The following is a 14,756-nucleotide window of genomic DNA, read 5'->3' as shown; positions in this document are numbered from 1 at the left end:
CCGCCTGCGAGGGCGGAAGAGATCTCTTCTCGGTCCGCGGTGGCGCGGTCACGCCGCCCGGTCGGGGTCGACCATGCCGAGGAACTGACGCAGTTCCGGCGTCTTCGGCGCGCCGAAGACCTCGTCCGGCGGTCCGATCTCGTGGACGCGGCCCTGGTGCATGAAGACGACGCGCGAGCAGACGTCGCGGGCGAACTTCATCTCGTGGGTGACCATCAGGAGCGTCATGCCCTCGGCGGCGAGTTCCTTGACGACCGCCAGCACCTCCGACACCAGTTCCGGGTCGAGCGCCGAGGTGATCTCGTCGCAGAGTAGGGCCATCGGCTCCATGGCCAGCGCCCGGGCGATCGCCACGCGCTGCTGCTGGCCGCCGGAGAGCTGGTCGGGATAGGCGTCGAACTTGTGGCCGAGGCCGACGCGTTCGAGCATGCGGCGCGCCATCGCCTCGGCGTCCTTCTCCGGCGTCTTCCTGACCACCATCTGGCTCAGCATGACGTTGCGGCCCGCCGTCAGATGCGGGAACAGGTTGAAGTTCTGGAAGATCATCCCGACCTTCAGCCGCAGCGCCCTGAGGTGCAGCTCGTCGGGCAAGAGCTGGGCGCCGGCGACCATGATCGAGCCGTCGTCGATGGTCTCGAGCCCGTTGACGCAGCGCAGCAGCGTCGACTTGCCCGAGCCCGACTTGCCGATGATGGCGATGACCTCGCCGGGATCGACGTCGAGGTCGATGCCCTTCAGCACCTCGTTGTCGCCGAAGCGTTTCTTCACGTCAGTGATGGCGATGAGCGACATCGAGCCTCCTTTCCAGAACGCGGGCCGAGGTCGACAGCGTCCAGCAGATGACGAAGTAGATGAGGGCGACGAACCCGTAGACGGTGAAGGGCATGAAGGTGGCGTTGGTCACCACGGTGCCCGCCTTCGACAGTTCGACGAAACCGATGATCGAGGTGACGGCGGTGCCCTTCACCACCTGCACCGAGAAGCCGACGGTCGGCGGCACCGCGATGCGCAGTGCCTGGGGCAGGATCACCCAGCGCATCTGCTGCAGCCAGCCCATGCCGAGCGCCGAGGAGGCTTCCCACTGACCGCGCGCGATCGCCTCGACGCAGCCGCGCCAGATCTCGGCGAGGAAGGCCGCCGACCAGCAGACGAGCGTGACGCCGGCGGCGAGCCAGGCCGGCACGTCGACGCCGAAGAGGCCGAGGCCGAAGAAGGCGAGGAAGAGCTGCATCAGGAGCGGCGTGCCCTGGAAGAGCTCGACCCAGCCGATGGCGAAGCGCCGGCCGAAGGTGCCGCCGCCGATCCTGAGACCGACGAGGCCGAGGCCCACGATCGCCCCGCCGACGAAGGAGACGAAGGAGAGGAGCAGGGTCCAGCGCGCCGCCAGCAGCAGGTTGCGCAGGATGTCCCAGGTGGTGAAGTCGCTCATCGCGCCGCCCTCCGCGGGAAGATCAGCCGGCCGATCCCCGTCATCAGCCGTCGCAGCGCCACGGCGAGCGCGAGATAGACGACGGTCGCCAGGATGTAGGCCTCGAAGGCGCGGAAGGTGCGCGACTGGATGAAGTTGGCGGCGAACGTCAGGTCCTCGGCGGCGATCTGCGAGACGACCGCCGAGCCGAGCATGACGATCACCACCTGCGAGGAGAGCGCCGGCCAGATCTTCTCCAGCGCCGGCACCAGCACCACGTGGCGGAAGGTCTCGATCGGGCTCATGCCGAGGCTGGCACCCGCCTCCCACTGGCCGCGCGGCGTCGCCATGAGGCCGGCACGGACGATCTCGCAGCCGTAGGCGCCGAGATTGATCACCATGGCGAGGTTCGCCGCCTGCAACTCCCCGAGCCTGACGCCCAGCGACGGCAGGCCGAAGAAGACGAAGAAGAGCTGGATCAGGAACGGCGTGTTGCGGATCAGCTCGACATAGGCGACGACCACCGGCCGCGCCCATTTCGGTCCCGAGACCCGCACCCAGGCGCAGAAGATCCCGAGCAGGATGCCGAGGACCGCGCCGACGGCGGCGAGCTCGACCGTGATCATGATGCCCTTGCCGATCACCGGCGCATAGGCCGGGATCCAGGCGAAATCGAAACGAGATCCCATGGCGTCCCCTTCTCGGCATGGGCGCCCGGACGGAGCCGGGCGGGAACGACGGGGCGCCGCACGCGCGGCGCCCCGGAGGTCACGACGATCAGAGATCGGCCGGGAGATCCGCGCCGAGCCACTTCTTGGCGATGGCGCCGAGCGAGCCGTCGGCCTTGGCGGCGGCGATCACCGCGTCGACCTTGGCGAGCAGCGCCGGCTCGTTCTTGGAGAGGCCGATGTAGCAGGGCGAGTTCTTGATCAGGAACTTGATCTCCGGCTTCTTCGGCGGGTTCTTGGCGAGGATCGCGGCGGCGACGACGTTGCCGGTGGCGACGAGATCGACCTGACCGGAGAGGAAGGCCGAGATCGTGCCGTTGTTGTCCTCGTAGCGCTTGATGGTCGCGCTCTCGGGGGCGATCTTGGTCAGCTCGAGATCTTCCACCGAGCCGCGGGTGACGCCGATCGTCTTGCCGGCGAGGTCTTCCGCCTTGGTCACGGCCGCCGAGGCCGGGCCGAAGACGCCGTTGAAGAAGGGCGCATAGGCAGACGAGAAATCGATCACCTTCTCGCGCTCGGCGTTCTTGCCGAGGCTCGAGATGACGAGATCGACCTTGTTGGTCTGGAGATAGGGGATGCGGTTGGCCGAGGTCACCGGCACGATCTCGACCTTGACGCCGAGGCGCTGGGCGATCAGGCGGGCGGTGTCGACGTCGTAGCCGACCGGCGCCATGTCGGCCCCGACGCTGCCGAAGGGCGGGAAGTCCTGCGGCACGGCGATGCGCACGGTGCCGCGCGCGGTGATGTCGGCGAGCGCATCGGCGCGCGCCTCGCCACCGAGCACGGCGGCGGCGAGGAGGAAGGCGGAAGCGGAGAGGAAGTGACGGCGCAGCATGCGATGGGTCCTTTCGACGTGAGTTCGCGAGGTCATGAGAAGCGGTGACGTGGCGACGGCCCGTCGGTGACGAGGAGAGCGCGCAGATCGTCGGGGCGAATGCGGCGGACGGAGAGGTCGAGACCGTCCTCGACGTCGTCGATGTGGCCGACCATCAGCCGCGCGGCTTCCGGGAAATCGGCCACCTCGAGGGCGGCGAAGATCGCGGTGTGGTCGGCATGGGAGGCGGCGGCCTCCTCGGTCGACTGGTAGAGCATCGAGACCAGCGTGGTGCGCGCGGTCAGATCGCGCAGGATGTCGACCAGCAGCGGATTGCCGGCGGCTTCGGCGAGATGGATGTGGAAGTCGCCGAGCGAACAGGTGCGCGAGCCGACGTCGCCGCCGACGATCGTCTGTTCCTCTTCGACGAGATGGGCCCTGAGATGGGCGGCATGGGCCGGATCGAGGCCGCGCATCGACAGGATCAGCCCGGTCTCGACCACCCGGCGTGCCTGGAAGGCGGCGCGCGCCTCCTCGGCCGAGGGTTCGACGACGAACCAGCCGCGGCGGGAGTTCACGCGGACGATGCCGCGCGTCTCGAGCTTCATCAGCGCTTCGCGCACCCGGGTGCGGGAGACGCCGAAGATCTCGCCGAGACGGACCTCGCCGAGCCGGGTTCCCGGCTCCAGCCGTCCGGCCAGAATGGCTTCGAGGATTGCCTCGTCGATCCGTCCTTCACTCGCCATGCCCTGGTCGACCTGTCTTGCATACAAGTCCCGTCCTTCAAGCAAGGCACGGGCCAGACGGATTCCTCAATCATTTCAGCGAGACGGAAATACGGGCATGCTCAAAATGTGGGCGCACGAACGCGATCTGCCGCCCGCTGCATCACGCCGAGGCGGCACGGAAGGTCGATCGATCGGAGTGGCGTCCGATCGACGGGTCTTTGCGGATGGGGTGCGGATCGACGGATCGAGCGCCGACGACCGAGGGTCGAAGGCCGCGATCACCGACGCCATCGCCGACCGGGTGGTGGGCGTCACGGGAAGAGCAGGCGCTCGCCCGACGAGACCACGCGGCAACCGTCGTCCGGCGCCGGCGTCATCGCCTCATTCGGCGCGGCTCCAGCGATAGAGCCAGGTCTCGGTGACGGGATCGGCGCCACGCAGCAGCCGCGCACGGATCTCGACGAAGGGCTCGGCCCCGACCCGGATACGGAAGGCGAGGCGCTGGCCCTTGACGTGCGGGTTCGGCTCGATCACCGGCTCGACGACGTCGCCCGGCCGGCACGAGATCTCCGCCTTGAGCTCGCCGGGCTTGGCGGTCTCGATGCCGGAGCCGACGAAGTCGACGATGAACAGGCGTTCCTCGTCGCCGCCGCCTTCCAGCGTCGCCGCGACGGAAGCCAGTTCGCTCTTCACCGGCCCGTCCATGCCCCAATGGATGCGGTAGGAATAGAGATACTCCCCGCCCTTGCGCAGCGGCTCGTCCGGGCGCCAGAAGGCGACGATGTTGTCGTGGATCTCCTCCTTGGTCGGGATCTCGACCAGGATGACCTTGCCGCCGCCCCAGTCGCCGAGCGGTTCGACCCAGGCGCTCGGCCGCTTCTCGTAGGCGGCCTCCATGTCCTGGTATTCGAAGAAGGAGCGCTGGCGCTGCATCAGACCGAAGCCGCGCAGGTTGGTGTCGGCGAAGACCGACATCTGCAGCGTCTGCGGATTGGTCAGCGGCCGCCAGCAACGCTCGCCCGCCGCCGTCAGGAAGGCGAGCCCCTCGGCGTCGCGCACCGCCGGGCGGAAGTCGTCGAAGCCCTTCCGGTCGTTCGGTGCGAAGAGGAACATGCTGGTGAGATTGCCGATGCCGACCTTGTCGAGATCGACGCGCGGATAGAGCGCCGCCTCGACGGTGGTGGTCGTCGTCTCGCCCGGGACGATGGTGATGCGGTAGGCGCCGGTCACGCTCGGACCATCGAGCAGCGCATGCACCACCAGCAGGTTGCCCTGGGCCTGCGGCTTCTCGATCCAGAACTCGCGGAAGAGCGGGAATTCCTCGCCCTTGGGATCGGCGGTGGCGATCGACAGGCCACGCGCCGAGGTGCCGTAGATGTTGCCGCGGCCCACCCCGCGGAAATAGCTCGCACCCTGGAAGACGACGAACTCCTCGGCGACGTCCGGCCGGTTGATCGGCGCCTTGACGCGGAAGCCCGACCAGCCGAGCACCGCGCCGTCCTTGGGAGCCGGTACGTCGGGCGGGAAGGTGAAACAGGCGTCGGTCTGCGCGATCTTCAGCGACTGCTCGTCGTCGACCGCGTTGAACTCGATCTGATCGCGATAGAGGAAGCCGCGCGGCATCCATTCGATGCGGAACGGCCCCGGCCCCTCGCGCAGATACGCGTCCTCCGGCCGGAACGCGATGGCGCGATAGCGGTCGTAGCTCAGATCCTCGAGCCCCTTGGGCAGCGCCGTCTGCGGCGGCACGAAGGGCTTTTCCGCCATCGCGCGGGCGCGACCGCGCAGCACGTGCGGCTCGAAGCGGACACCGCGCCCGTCGGTCTTCGGTGGCTCCGCGGCCCGCCCCGCCTCGGGCCACGCGCCGACGACCGATACCGGCGGAGCAGCGAGAGCCCAGGCCATCACGTCACGTCGCGTCGCAGTCATCGTTTCCTCCTCCGATCGGATCTCTCGACGCCAGAAACAGGCGAAAAGATCCGCGTGAAATGATGTGAACACGCGACACTCGGCGAATTTGCGGCGTGAAGACGGCGCGTTCCGGAAGCATCGCGCGACGCGACGACGGTTCCTGTGCGCAGGCCGCGCCATCGGAGCGGCGATACCGCCGTCGGCGATGGAAGGCGCAGCACGTCGTCTCCGTTCGTCGATCAATTCGTCGAGTGATCGCACAATTGTTCCAAGATCTGCAATGACCCATCTTCGTCCTCGACAGGCACGGTCCTACGATCGTGCGAGGAGACAGCGACATGACCATCACTCTCAGACCAGCGGAAGAGCGTGGCCGGGCCGACTTCGGCTGGCTCGACAGCCGCCACACCTTCTCCTTCGGTGAATACTGGGATCCCCGCCACATGGGCTTCGGTCCGCTCAGGGTGATCAACGACGACCGCGTCGCCCCCGGCGGCGGCTTCCCGACTCATCCTCACCGCGACATGGAGATCGTCTCCTATGTCCTCGACGGCGGGTTGCAGCATCGCGACAGCCTCGGCACCGGCTCGGTGATCCGCCCCGGCGACGTCCAGCGCATGACGGCGGGCACCGGCATCCGGCACTCCGAGTTCAACGCCTCGGCGACCGACCCGGTGCACTTCCTCCAGATCTGGATCCTGCCGGACGCCCAGGGCCTCGCGCCGGGCTACGAGCAGACCCGCTTCGAGCCGGAGGAAAAGCGCGGTCGACTGCGTCTCGTCGCCTCGAACGACGGCCGCGACGGCTCGGTCACGATCCATGCCGACGTCGCGCTCTTCGCGACGCTGCTCGACGCCGGCGAGACCGTCTCGCACGATCTCGCCCCCGGCCGCATCGCCTGGGTGCAGATCGCCCGTGGCGAGGCGATCGTGGCGGGCGAGCGCCTGCGCGAAGGCGACGGTCTGGCGATCGACGAGGGCAGCACGATCGTCCTCGAAGGGATCGACGATGCCGAAGTCCTGCTCTTCGACATGGCGCCCTGACGCCTCGCACGAAGGCGCCCGATCGACGATGAACGCACACGACGACCCCTCGGCCCCCGGCCGGGGGGTCTTTCTTTGCCCGCTCGGCACCCGACCGGTCGAAAATCGCCCCGCGTGGCGCCTGCGACACCGTGCTGTCGCCCGTGTCGTGGCAGGGCCGTTCGTCCTCGCGACGACTCGATGATCGCGATCACCATAACGATCACCCCTCCCCCGACGCCCCGTGCCGCAGGCTGTTCGCGACGACCTGACTCGATGACAGGCGACGCGAGACTCGCGAGGCGACTCGATGACGCCGGCGTTTCACACCGACTCCATTGGTCGCACCATGGTCGACCCACCCCACCAGACCTTGGGGCACCCCAGTTGTTCCAACCAAACATCTTCTGTCCGTCACAGCAAATTCATATGAACTGCGAATGTATTCGCTCAGAAAACACTGCGCATGGCATCCAAATCCATCGCCGAACGCAAGAAATGTGACACTACGTAAATGAGTACGTTTTCAGTTTAACTCAAAATTAAGGCCACTGGCGAAACCATGTCAACTGCAGAGACACAGGATGAATGCCCCGGGACTCGGGAATAGAGCCCTTTGGAGCAACGTAGAAACACGTGCCGGACGGAGGGCTCGGGTGCTGCCGAGGTCTACGCGATGAATTCGCGACCCCGAAATCGATGCCGAAACTTGTGTAAAGGGAGTGATCATGGCAAGAGAACCGGCCACATGGTGCTTCAGAGACGAGAGTGCGGCACGCATTCTCGTCGTCGACGACAGCCCATCGCTTCTTTCGCTCATGGTCGAGGCCCTGAAGGGTCTGCCCGGTATCGACATCGACACTTGTCTAGACAGTCGTGCCGTCGAAGAAATGTGTCGGACGACCCAGTACGACACGTTGGTCATCGACTATCTGATGCCCGGCATCGACGGGATCTCGGTCATCCGCATCCTGCGTGCGCAGGACGACTACCGCACCGTCCCGATCGTCATGGTCACGTCCAAGCTGGAACGCGAGGTCCGCGTCGAGGCGCTCTCGGCCGGAGCCACCGACTTCCTGACCAAGCCCTTCGACCGGCTCGAACTCCAGGCCCGCGTCTCCAATCTCCTCTCGCTGCGGCGGGCGCAGGTCCGGCTGAACTGCTGGGCCGAAGAACTGAACGGCACCGTCAAACGGGCGATCCAGACCGTAGCCCGGCGCGAGGAGGAGATGATCTGGCGTCTCGCCCGCGCCATGGAGATGCGTGACGACGACACCGGCCACCACATCTCGCGGGTCGCCGAGATCAGCCGGGCGCTGGCGCGCGGCCTCGGCCACGACGAGCACTGGTGCCACATGGTCTATCTCGCCGCGCCGCTGCACGACGTCGGCAAGATCGGCGTGACCGACAGCATCCTGCGCAAGCCGGGGCGCCTCGACGACGCCGAACTGGTCGAGATGCGCCGCCACGTCGAACACGGCAACCGCATCCTCCAGGGCGGATCGTCGGAGCTCCTGCAGGTCGCCGCCAACATCGCCCGGCATCACCACGAGAAGTGGGACGGCTCCGGCTACCCGGACGGTCTCGTCGGCGAGGCGATCCCGCTCGAGGCGCGCATCGTCGCCGTCGCCGACGTCTTCGACGCGCTCTGCTCCAGGCGCCCCTACAAGCCCGCCTGGCCGCGCGAGACCGCCGTCGCCGAGATCCTGCGCGGCGCCGCGCGCCATTTCGACCCCGCCTGTGTCGAAGCCTTCATCCGCCTTTTGCCCGACATCGAGGAAATCATGACGCGTCTCAGCGACGAGCCGGCGGCCGCCCCGCCGGTGGCCGAGCCCCCGGCGATCGAGCCCTCCACGACCGTGTCCATCGCGACCGAGGTCGAACGCGAGCCCGCCGCCGTCGTCTTCGCTCTGGGGAGGCGCGCGTCCCGATGACCACCGCACGTGCGACATTCACCGCCGGCGACGACCGGACGGACGCCTCCGACGACGTCCTCTTCACGAGCCTGCTCGATCGGCTCGAGCGGGCGCGCGAAGAGATCGAAGCCCGCTTCCTCGCCGGCGGCGAGGCCCTGGTCGAAGCGCAGGAGAGCGTCACCGAGGTGCTCGGCGCGACCGAGGCGGTCGTCAACGCGCTCGCCGACGACGACGCGCGCCGTGCCACCGAGGTCCTGACCGCCACGATGGCGCGGCTCCGCCAACGCGCCGACGGCGACGTCGACCGTTCCGCCTTCGAGGCCGTCTCGCGGGCGGGCGCCGCCATTCCCGCGCTGCTCGCCGAGATGCGCGGCGTTCTCGCCTACATCGGCACCTGTGCCACCGCGACGCGGATCACCGGCGCCGGCCGCGACGAGTTCCGCGGCTTCGCCGACGACATCGCCGGCTATGCCGCCAATGCCGCCGCCGAGGTCGCACGCTTCTCGGCCCAGGTCGACGCGATCAACGATCGGCTCGGCCAGGCCGGCGCGGAGAGCGACCGCGCCATCGGCCTCGTCCATCGCGACGCCCCCCGCGTCTCCGAGGCGCTCGTCGGCGCCACGCGGGTGATCGATCGCCGCCGCCACGACCTCGCCACCGCCGCCGAGCGGACCGCCGACCTGGTGCGCAACGTCCGCGGCCGCGTCGCCACGGTGCTCTCGTCGCTGCAGATCGGCGACGTCACCCGTCAGCGCATCGAGCATGTTCGCGATGGGCTCCACATGGTCGATCGCGCCGGCCTCGACGGCGCCGACCGCGAGGCGCTGCGCAACGCCGCGCTGGCGCTCTTCGCCGCCCAACTGACCGCGCTCAACCGCGATTTCGTCGCCCAGACCCGGCGCATCGTCGAGACCATCGACGGCCTCGGTCGCGACGCCGCCGGGGTGGTCGATCTCGCCGCCGCGATGTTCCGCACCGAGCAGGCGGAAGAAGATCCGATGCGGGTCCTCGAACACGGCATCGAGGCCGCCGTCGCCCTCGCCTCCTCGATCGACGACGCCCAGCATCGCGCCGAACGGGCCCGCGAGGAGACCAATCACCTCGCCGCCGAACTGCTCGACAACGCCGGCAGCATCGGCAATCTGCGCAGCGTCCGTGACGACATCCGCTGTCTGGCGATCAACGCCTATCTCAAATGCTCGCGCCTTGGCGTTGCCGGTCGCGCCGTCGGCGTGATCGCCACCGAGATGAGCGTTTCCGGCGAGCGCCTCGGCACCATCGCCGAAGCGGTGCTCCAACGCCTCGCCGACCTCCGCCGGATGACCCGCGACGGCGCCTCCACCGAGACGACGTCGACCGATCTCGCCGCCGATCTCGCAGGCGTCCTCGCCGCCCTCCACCGCGTCAACGACGCCAGCCGCGACAACGTCGCGATCATCGCCGCGCGCGGCGAGATCGTCGTCGGTCGCATCGCCACCATCGCCCGCGAACTCGATTTCGACGCCGCGCTCGGCGACCGCCTGGCCGAATGCGATCGCCTGCTGCGCGACGACCGTTCCGCCCTCTGGAGCGGCGAAGGCCGCGACGCCGACTTCGTCCGGACCTTCTCCGAAGAGATGGCGAAACACTACACCATGGCCGGCGAGCGCGAGATCCACGCCGCCGTGCTGGGGCTCGGAAGTCCCACGGAAGACGCCGCGCGCAGAGCGGAGCCGCCGCCGCCTGCGTCCGAAGATCTCGACGACTTCCTTCTGTGAAACACAAACCAGAAAACAGTCAGCGGTTGCAAAGCAACCTTTGGTTTACGTCGAATTAACTCATCACTGAGATGATTCGACAGTCGAATTTGGAGGGTATTCCAAATGCAAGCGACAGCATCTGAGCTCGACAAGGACACGGAAATTCCGAGATTCACCATCCGCGAGATATCGGAAATACATCAGCAGCTGCTCCAGGCATTTGCTGGTGCCAATCGTCTGTGTCTCGACATCGACGACGATGCGCAGGTCGATCTCAGCTTCGTGCAGTTGATCGAATCCGCCCGTCGCTATGCCGAGGAGAGCGGCAAGACTCTCCTCCTCGCCCGCCCGGTCGGCGCCAACGTCCGCACCATCCTCGAACGGAGCGGTCTGGCGACCGACGGCGCGCACGACTCGGCTCGTTTCTGGTTCCACGAAGAGGTCGCGGCATGACTGCACACATTCTGACCGTGGACGACTCGGCGTCCGTCCGCATGACCACCCGGCTGGCGCTCTCCGACGCCGGCTACACCGTCACCGAGGCCGTCGACGGGCTCGACGGCCTTTCCAAGGCACGCACCCGGCGCTTCGACGCGATCGTCACCGATCTCAACATGCCGAACATGGACGGCCTGAAGATGATCGAGGAGATCCGCCGCCTGCCCAACTGCGTCGGCGTGCCGATCCTCTTCCTGACGACCGAATCCGACGCCGCGCTGAAGAGCCGCGCCAAGGCGGCCGGTGCCACGGCCTGGCTGACCAAGCCCTTCGAGCCGGCACAGATGGTCAAACTCGTGAACAGGGTGCTGGGCCGATGAGCAGAGCCGATCCTCTCGACATGTTCCGCACCGAGGCCGCCGAGCTGCTCGAGCAGATCGAGCAGGGCCTGCTCGATCTCGAGCATCGGCTCGACGACCGCTCGCTGATCGACGCCGTGTTCCGCGGCCTGCACACCCTGAAGGGCTCGGGCGCGATGTTCGGCTTCGACGCCCTCGCCGCCTTCACCCACCATTGCGAGACCGCCTTCGACGCGGTCCGCAAGGGCCATGCGCCGGCGAGCGTCGAGCTCGTCGCCGCCGTCCTCGCCGCCCGCGACCACATGCGCGCGCTGGTCGAAGACCCAGAGGGCGACCATGCCGGCGTCGGCGCCATGCTGCTCGACCGCCTGCGCGAGGCGATCGAAACCGACACGCCGGCAGCACCCGCCGCCACCCCGGCCGCCACCGCACCGGCCGCCCCGGTCGTCACCGAGGCTGCTCCCCCGCACCGCTGGCGCCTGCGCTTCGCACTGCCGACCGGCACCCTGCGCAACGGCACCAACCCGCTGACCCTGCTCGACGAACTGCGCGACATGGGTCCCTGCGAGGTCACCGCCGACACGAGCTCGATCCCCTCGCTCGACCGGCTCGACCCGACCGAGTTGCACCTGACCTGGACCGCCGCGCTCGAGACGAGCCGAGGCCGCGGCGACATCGAGGACGTCTTCATCTTCGTCATGGACGACATGACGCTCGATCTCGACGACCTCGGCCCGGTCGCCGCCCCGAATGCCCCGGCAGCCCCGGTCGCCCCAGCGGCGGCCGCCGTGACGATCGCCGCCACGCCGGCCCCCGCGCCGGTCCCTGCCCCGATCGTCGTCGCGACCGAGGCTCCGGCGACCGCCGAGACCGCCGTCCACCCCGCCGAAGTCGCGTCCGCGGCGCCGGCGCCACGCAACGAGACGAGCGAGGCCAAGGCGCGTCGCAAGACGGAGAGCGTCCGCGTGCCCGCCGAGCGTCTCGACGAGCTGATGGACCGGGTCGGCGAACTGGTGATCGCCCAGTCGCGGCTCTCCCAGATCGCCGCCGGCAGCATCGACGTCCAGTTGCGCGCCGTCAGCGAAGAGATGGAACGGCTCTGCGCCGAACTGCGCACCACCATGATGGTGCTGCGCATGGTGCCGGTCGGAACCCTCTTCGACCGCTTCCGCCGCCTCGTCCACGACCTGCAGCGCGACACCGGCAAGGAGATCCTGCTGCAGACCGAGGGCGAGACCACCGAGATGGACAAGACGGTGATCGAGCGCCTCGCCGATCCGCTGGTCCATCTGGTGCGCAACGCCGCCGACCACGGGCTCGAGGACCACGACGCCCGTATGGCGACCGGCAAGCCGGCGGCCGGGCGGATCACGCTCTCCGCCCAGCAGGCCGGCGGCGAGGTGATCGTGACGATCGCCGACGACGGCCGCGGCATCGACCGCGAACGGGTCCGCGCCAAGGCCGAGAGCCAGGGTCTGATCACCCCCGGCGCGGCGCTGACCGATTCCGAGATCTACCAGCTGATCCTCCAGCCGGGCTTCTCCACCGCCTCCGCCGTCACCAACCTCTCCGGACGCGGCGTCGGCATGGACGTGGTCAAGAAGACCATCGAAGGCCTGCACGGTACGATCGACATCAAGAGCGCGCTCGGCGTCGGCACCACCGTGGCGCTGCGCATCCCGCTGACGCTGGCGATCATCGACGGCCTGCTCGTGCGGGTCGGCACCGGGCGCTACGTCATCCCCCTGCCGGCGGTCGAGGAATGCCTCGAACTGTCGCTCGAGGAGGACATGCGCTCGCGCGGTCGCAGCTTCATCAACCTGCGTGGCCGCCTGGTGCCCTTCATCCGCCTGCGCGAGATCTTCGCGACCGGCACCCGCCCCGATCCCTACCAGAAGATCGTGGTGGTCTCGACCGGCTCGGAACGCGTCGGTCTGGTCGTCGACCAGATCATCGGCGACCACCAGACGGTCATCAAGTCCATGTCGAAGCTGCACGACGACGTCGAGACCTTCGCCGGCGCGACGATCCTCGGCGACGGCGGCGTGGCCCTCATTCTCGACGTCGCCAGTCTGGTGGCGGCGGGCCGGAGCCAGGAGGCGCAGCTGCGAGCCACCGCATGAGCAACGAACACCGCACCTCCACCCTCGCGCCGCCGTGGAACGACGACGGCGACATGGAAGCCCTCACCTTCGACGTCGGCGGCGAGACCTTCGCCCTCGAGGCGGCGATCGTCCGGGAGATCCTCGATCTCCTGCCCGAGACCGTCGTCCCCGGCGCCCGCCCCTTCGTCGGCTCGGTGATCAACTTCCGCGGCAAGGTCATTCCCCTCGCCGACATCCGCCTCGCCTTCGGCATGCCGATCGCCGACCCGACCATCGACAGCCGCATCGTCGTGGTCGAGATCGACCTCGACGGCACCCCGACGCTGGTCGGCCTCCGGACCGACCGGGTCAACGAGGTCTCCACCCTGCACCGCGACGACGGCGAACCGCCGCCCCGCGTCGGCATGAAATGGCCAGAGGACCTGATCCTCAGCCTCGTCAAACACGGCGGCTCCGTCGTGATCTTCCCCGACATGGCGGCGATCTTCGCCAAGGATCGCGCCCCCGCCGTCGAAGCCTGACCCGACCCCCGATTTCATTCACGACCCATTTGCCCCGAGCCAGAACGGCTCGGCAGACTTCCAGAAAGGAACGCGCGATGCGCTTCACCATCAAGCTCAAGCTGGCACTCGCCTTCGGGTTGATCGTGCTCATGCTGGCCGGCATAGCCACGGTCGGCATCGCCAACCTGTCGAAGATCAACACGATGCTGGAAAACCTCGTCAGAGGTCCGGTGCAGCGGCTGGAATACGTCCTGTCCGCCGACGGCGCGACGTCCGAGGCGATCCGCGCCCAGAAGAACGCCCTGTTGTCGACCGACATGGCGACCGCCAGGAAGTTCTACAAGAACTTCGACGACGCCATCGCCAAGGCCCTCGACTTCCTCGGCAAGGGCTACGAGACCGCGAGCCCGGAAGGCAAGCCCTACTGGGAGGCCATGCGCAAGGCCACGCTGAACTTCAGTGACGTCTCGCGCAAGATCCCGGACATTCAGGCCTCCGGCGACGTCGCCGCCGCGATCGCCCTCTCCAACGGCGACGCCCGTGCCGCGGCCGCCGAGATGGACGCCGTCACCGCCAAGCTCATCGCGCTCCAGAAGCGGATCATGCAGACCGCGACCGAGAACGCGCAGGCGAGCTACGAGGACACCCGCCTCCAGCTGCTGGCCGCCACCGGTCTCGTCTTCCTCTTCGCCGTCGGCGTCGCCCTGTGGATGTCGCTGTCGATCTCCAACGGCCTGAAGCGCGGCGTCGAACTCGCCGAAGCCGTCGCCGTCGGCGATCTCTCCAAGCAGGTCGTCCACAAGTCCAACGACGAGATCAGGGATCTGATCTCGGCCATGGAGCGGATGACCGCCAATCTCTCGAACACCGCCGACATCGCCACCGAGATCGCCGAAGGCAACCTGATGGTCAAGCCGACGCCGCTCTCCGACAAGGACACGCTCGGTCAGGCGTTGGAGCGCATGGTCGAACGGCTGCGCGCCGTGGTGAAGGACGCGATGTCGGCGTCCGACAACGTCTCGTCGGGTTCGCAGCAGCTCTCCGCGGCCTCCGAGCAGATCGCGCAGGGTGCCAGCGAGCAGGCC

The 14,756-nt window shown here is 68.1% G+C and carries 14 protein-coding genes; 8 read left to right on the top strand and 6 right to left on the bottom strand.

The window, feature by feature from the left end; all coding sequences use genetic code 11:
• Window positions 1-48: 48 nt before the first annotated feature.
• The 6 genes from ACT53U_RS11220 to ACT53U_RS11195 all read right to left on the bottom strand — a co-directional run bounded on the left by ACT53U_RS11220 (window position 49) and on the right by ACT53U_RS11195 (window position 5,607).
• Complete coding sequence (locus ACT53U_RS11220; RefSeq protein WP_476138224.1) at window positions 49-792, bottom strand: amino acid ABC transporter ATP-binding protein; 744 nt, start codon at window positions 790-792, stop codon at window positions 49-51.
• Window positions 770-1,429 (bottom strand): amino acid ABC transporter permease, encoded by a 660-nt coding sequence (locus ACT53U_RS11215; protein ID WP_476138223.1) that lies wholly within the window; start codon window positions 1,427-1,429, stop codon window positions 770-772. Before ACT53U_RS11215 ends, ACT53U_RS11220 begins: the two co-directional genes overlap by 23 nt.
• Window positions 1,426-2,097 carry an amino acid ABC transporter permease gene (locus ACT53U_RS11210; protein WP_476155104.1) on the bottom strand — a complete coding sequence of 224 codons (672 nt, stop codon included), beginning with the start codon at window positions 2,095-2,097 and terminating at the stop codon, window positions 1,426-1,428. The genes ACT53U_RS11215 and ACT53U_RS11210 overlap by 4 nt, the downstream gene beginning before the upstream one ends.
• An 88-nt stretch (window positions 2,098-2,185) precedes the next feature.
• Entirely contained in the window at window positions 2,186-2,971 is a 786-nt protein-coding gene (locus ACT53U_RS11205; RefSeq protein WP_476155102.1) for a transporter substrate-binding domain-containing protein, read from the bottom strand.
• 32 nt (window positions 2,972-3,003) lie between these two features.
• Window positions 3,004-3,723, bottom strand: coding sequence for a GntR family transcriptional regulator (locus ACT53U_RS11200; protein WP_476155100.1), 720 nt, complete (start codon window positions 3,721-3,723; stop codon window positions 3,004-3,006).
• A gap of 336 nt (window positions 3,724-4,059) precedes the next feature.
• Window positions 4,060-5,607 (bottom strand): OpgD/OpgG family glucan biosynthesis protein, encoded by a 1,548-nt coding sequence (locus ACT53U_RS11195; protein WP_476155098.1) that lies wholly within the window; start codon window positions 5,605-5,607, stop codon window positions 4,060-4,062.
• A gap of 320 nt (window positions 5,608-5,927) precedes the next feature.
• On the opposite strand from ACT53U_RS11195, the gene ACT53U_RS11190 reads away from it, so the two are divergent.
• The 8 genes from ACT53U_RS11190 to ACT53U_RS11155 form a co-directional block, all read left to right on the top strand.
• On the top strand, window positions 5,928-6,632 hold the full coding sequence (locus ACT53U_RS11190; RefSeq protein WP_476155096.1) for a pirin family protein: 705 nt from the start codon (window positions 5,928-5,930) through the stop codon (window positions 6,630-6,632).
• 707 nt (window positions 6,633-7,339) lie between these two features.
• On the top strand, window positions 7,340-8,545 hold the full coding sequence (locus ACT53U_RS11185) for an HD domain-containing phosphohydrolase (RefSeq protein ID WP_476155094.1): 1,206 nt from the start codon (window positions 7,340-7,342) through the stop codon (window positions 8,543-8,545).
• Complete coding sequence (locus tag ACT53U_RS11180) at window positions 8,542-10,284, top strand: hypothetical protein (RefSeq protein WP_476155092.1); 1,743 nt, start codon at window positions 8,542-8,544, stop codon at window positions 10,282-10,284. Before ACT53U_RS11185 ends, ACT53U_RS11180 begins: the two co-directional genes overlap by 4 nt.
• 105 nt (window positions 10,285-10,389) lie before the next feature.
• Window positions 10,390-10,719: an STAS domain-containing protein gene (locus tag ACT53U_RS11175; protein WP_476155090.1), complete on the top strand. Its 330-nt coding sequence runs from the start codon at window positions 10,390-10,392 to the stop codon at window positions 10,717-10,719.
• Window positions 10,716-11,084 carry a response regulator gene (locus ACT53U_RS11170; RefSeq protein ID WP_476155088.1) on the top strand — a complete coding sequence of 123 codons (369 nt, stop codon included), beginning with the start codon at window positions 10,716-10,718 and terminating at the stop codon, window positions 11,082-11,084. Before ACT53U_RS11175 ends, ACT53U_RS11170 begins: the two co-directional genes overlap by 4 nt.
• Window positions 11,081-13,186, top strand: a complete 2,106-nt coding sequence (locus ACT53U_RS11165; protein ID WP_476155086.1) for a chemotaxis protein CheA — start codon at window positions 11,081-11,083, stop codon at window positions 13,184-13,186. The genes ACT53U_RS11170 and ACT53U_RS11165 overlap by 4 nt, the downstream gene beginning before the upstream one ends.
• Window positions 13,183-13,689 (top strand): chemotaxis protein CheW, encoded by a 507-nt coding sequence (locus ACT53U_RS11160; protein ID WP_476155084.1) that lies wholly within the window; start codon window positions 13,183-13,185, stop codon window positions 13,687-13,689. The genes ACT53U_RS11165 and ACT53U_RS11160 overlap by 4 nt, the downstream gene beginning before the upstream one ends.
• Window positions 13,690-13,766: 77 nt before the next feature.
• The coding region (locus tag ACT53U_RS11155; protein WP_476155082.1) for an MCP four helix bundle domain-containing protein at window positions 13,767-14,756 on the top strand (990 nt) is incomplete at its 3' end.

The sequence above is a fragment of the Pinisolibacter sp. DMC19 genome, from assembly GCF_056313985.1.
This window is presented reverse-complemented; position numbering and strand designations above follow the sequence as displayed.

What these genes read in the sequence shown, in the direction of transcription:
- ACT53U_RS11220 (WP_476138224.1), bottom strand. Translation starts at nt 792, where the DNA reads ATGTCGCTCATCGCCATCACTGACGTGAAGAAACGCTTCGGCGACAAC.
- ACT53U_RS11215 (WP_476138223.1), bottom strand. Translation starts at nt 1,429, where the DNA reads ATGAGCGACTTCACCACCTGGGACATCCTGCGCAACCTGCTGCTGGCG.
- ACT53U_RS11210 (WP_476155104.1), bottom strand. Translation starts at nt 2,097, where the DNA reads ATGGGATCTCGTTTCGATTTCGCCTGGATCCCGGCCTATGCGCCGGTG.
- ACT53U_RS11205 (WP_476155102.1), bottom strand. Translation starts at nt 2,971, where the DNA reads ATGCTGCGCCGTCACTTCCTCTCCGCTTCCGCCTTCCTCCTCGCCGCC.
- ACT53U_RS11195 (WP_476155098.1), bottom strand. Translation starts at nt 5,607, where the DNA reads ATGACTGCGACGCGACGTGACGTGATGGCCTGGGCTCTCGCTGCTCCG.
- ACT53U_RS11190 (WP_476155096.1), top strand. Translation starts at nt 5,928, where the DNA reads ATGACCATCACTCTCAGACCAGCGGAAGAGCGTGGCCGGGCCGACTTC.
- ACT53U_RS11185 (WP_476155094.1), top strand. Translation starts at nt 7,340, where the DNA reads ATGGCAAGAGAACCGGCCACATGGTGCTTCAGAGACGAGAGTGCGGCA.
- ACT53U_RS11180 (WP_476155092.1), top strand. Translation starts at nt 8,542, where the DNA reads ATGACCACCGCACGTGCGACATTCACCGCCGGCGACGACCGGACGGAC.
- ACT53U_RS11175 (WP_476155090.1), top strand. Translation starts at nt 10,390, where the DNA reads ATGCAAGCGACAGCATCTGAGCTCGACAAGGACACGGAAATTCCGAGA.
- ACT53U_RS11170 (WP_476155088.1), top strand. Translation starts at nt 10,716, where the DNA reads ATGACTGCACACATTCTGACCGTGGACGACTCGGCGTCCGTCCGCATG.
- ACT53U_RS11165 (WP_476155086.1), top strand. Translation starts at nt 11,081, where the DNA reads ATGAGCAGAGCCGATCCTCTCGACATGTTCCGCACCGAGGCCGCCGAG.
- ACT53U_RS11160 (WP_476155084.1), top strand. Translation starts at nt 13,183, where the DNA reads ATGAGCAACGAACACCGCACCTCCACCCTCGCGCCGCCGTGGAACGAC.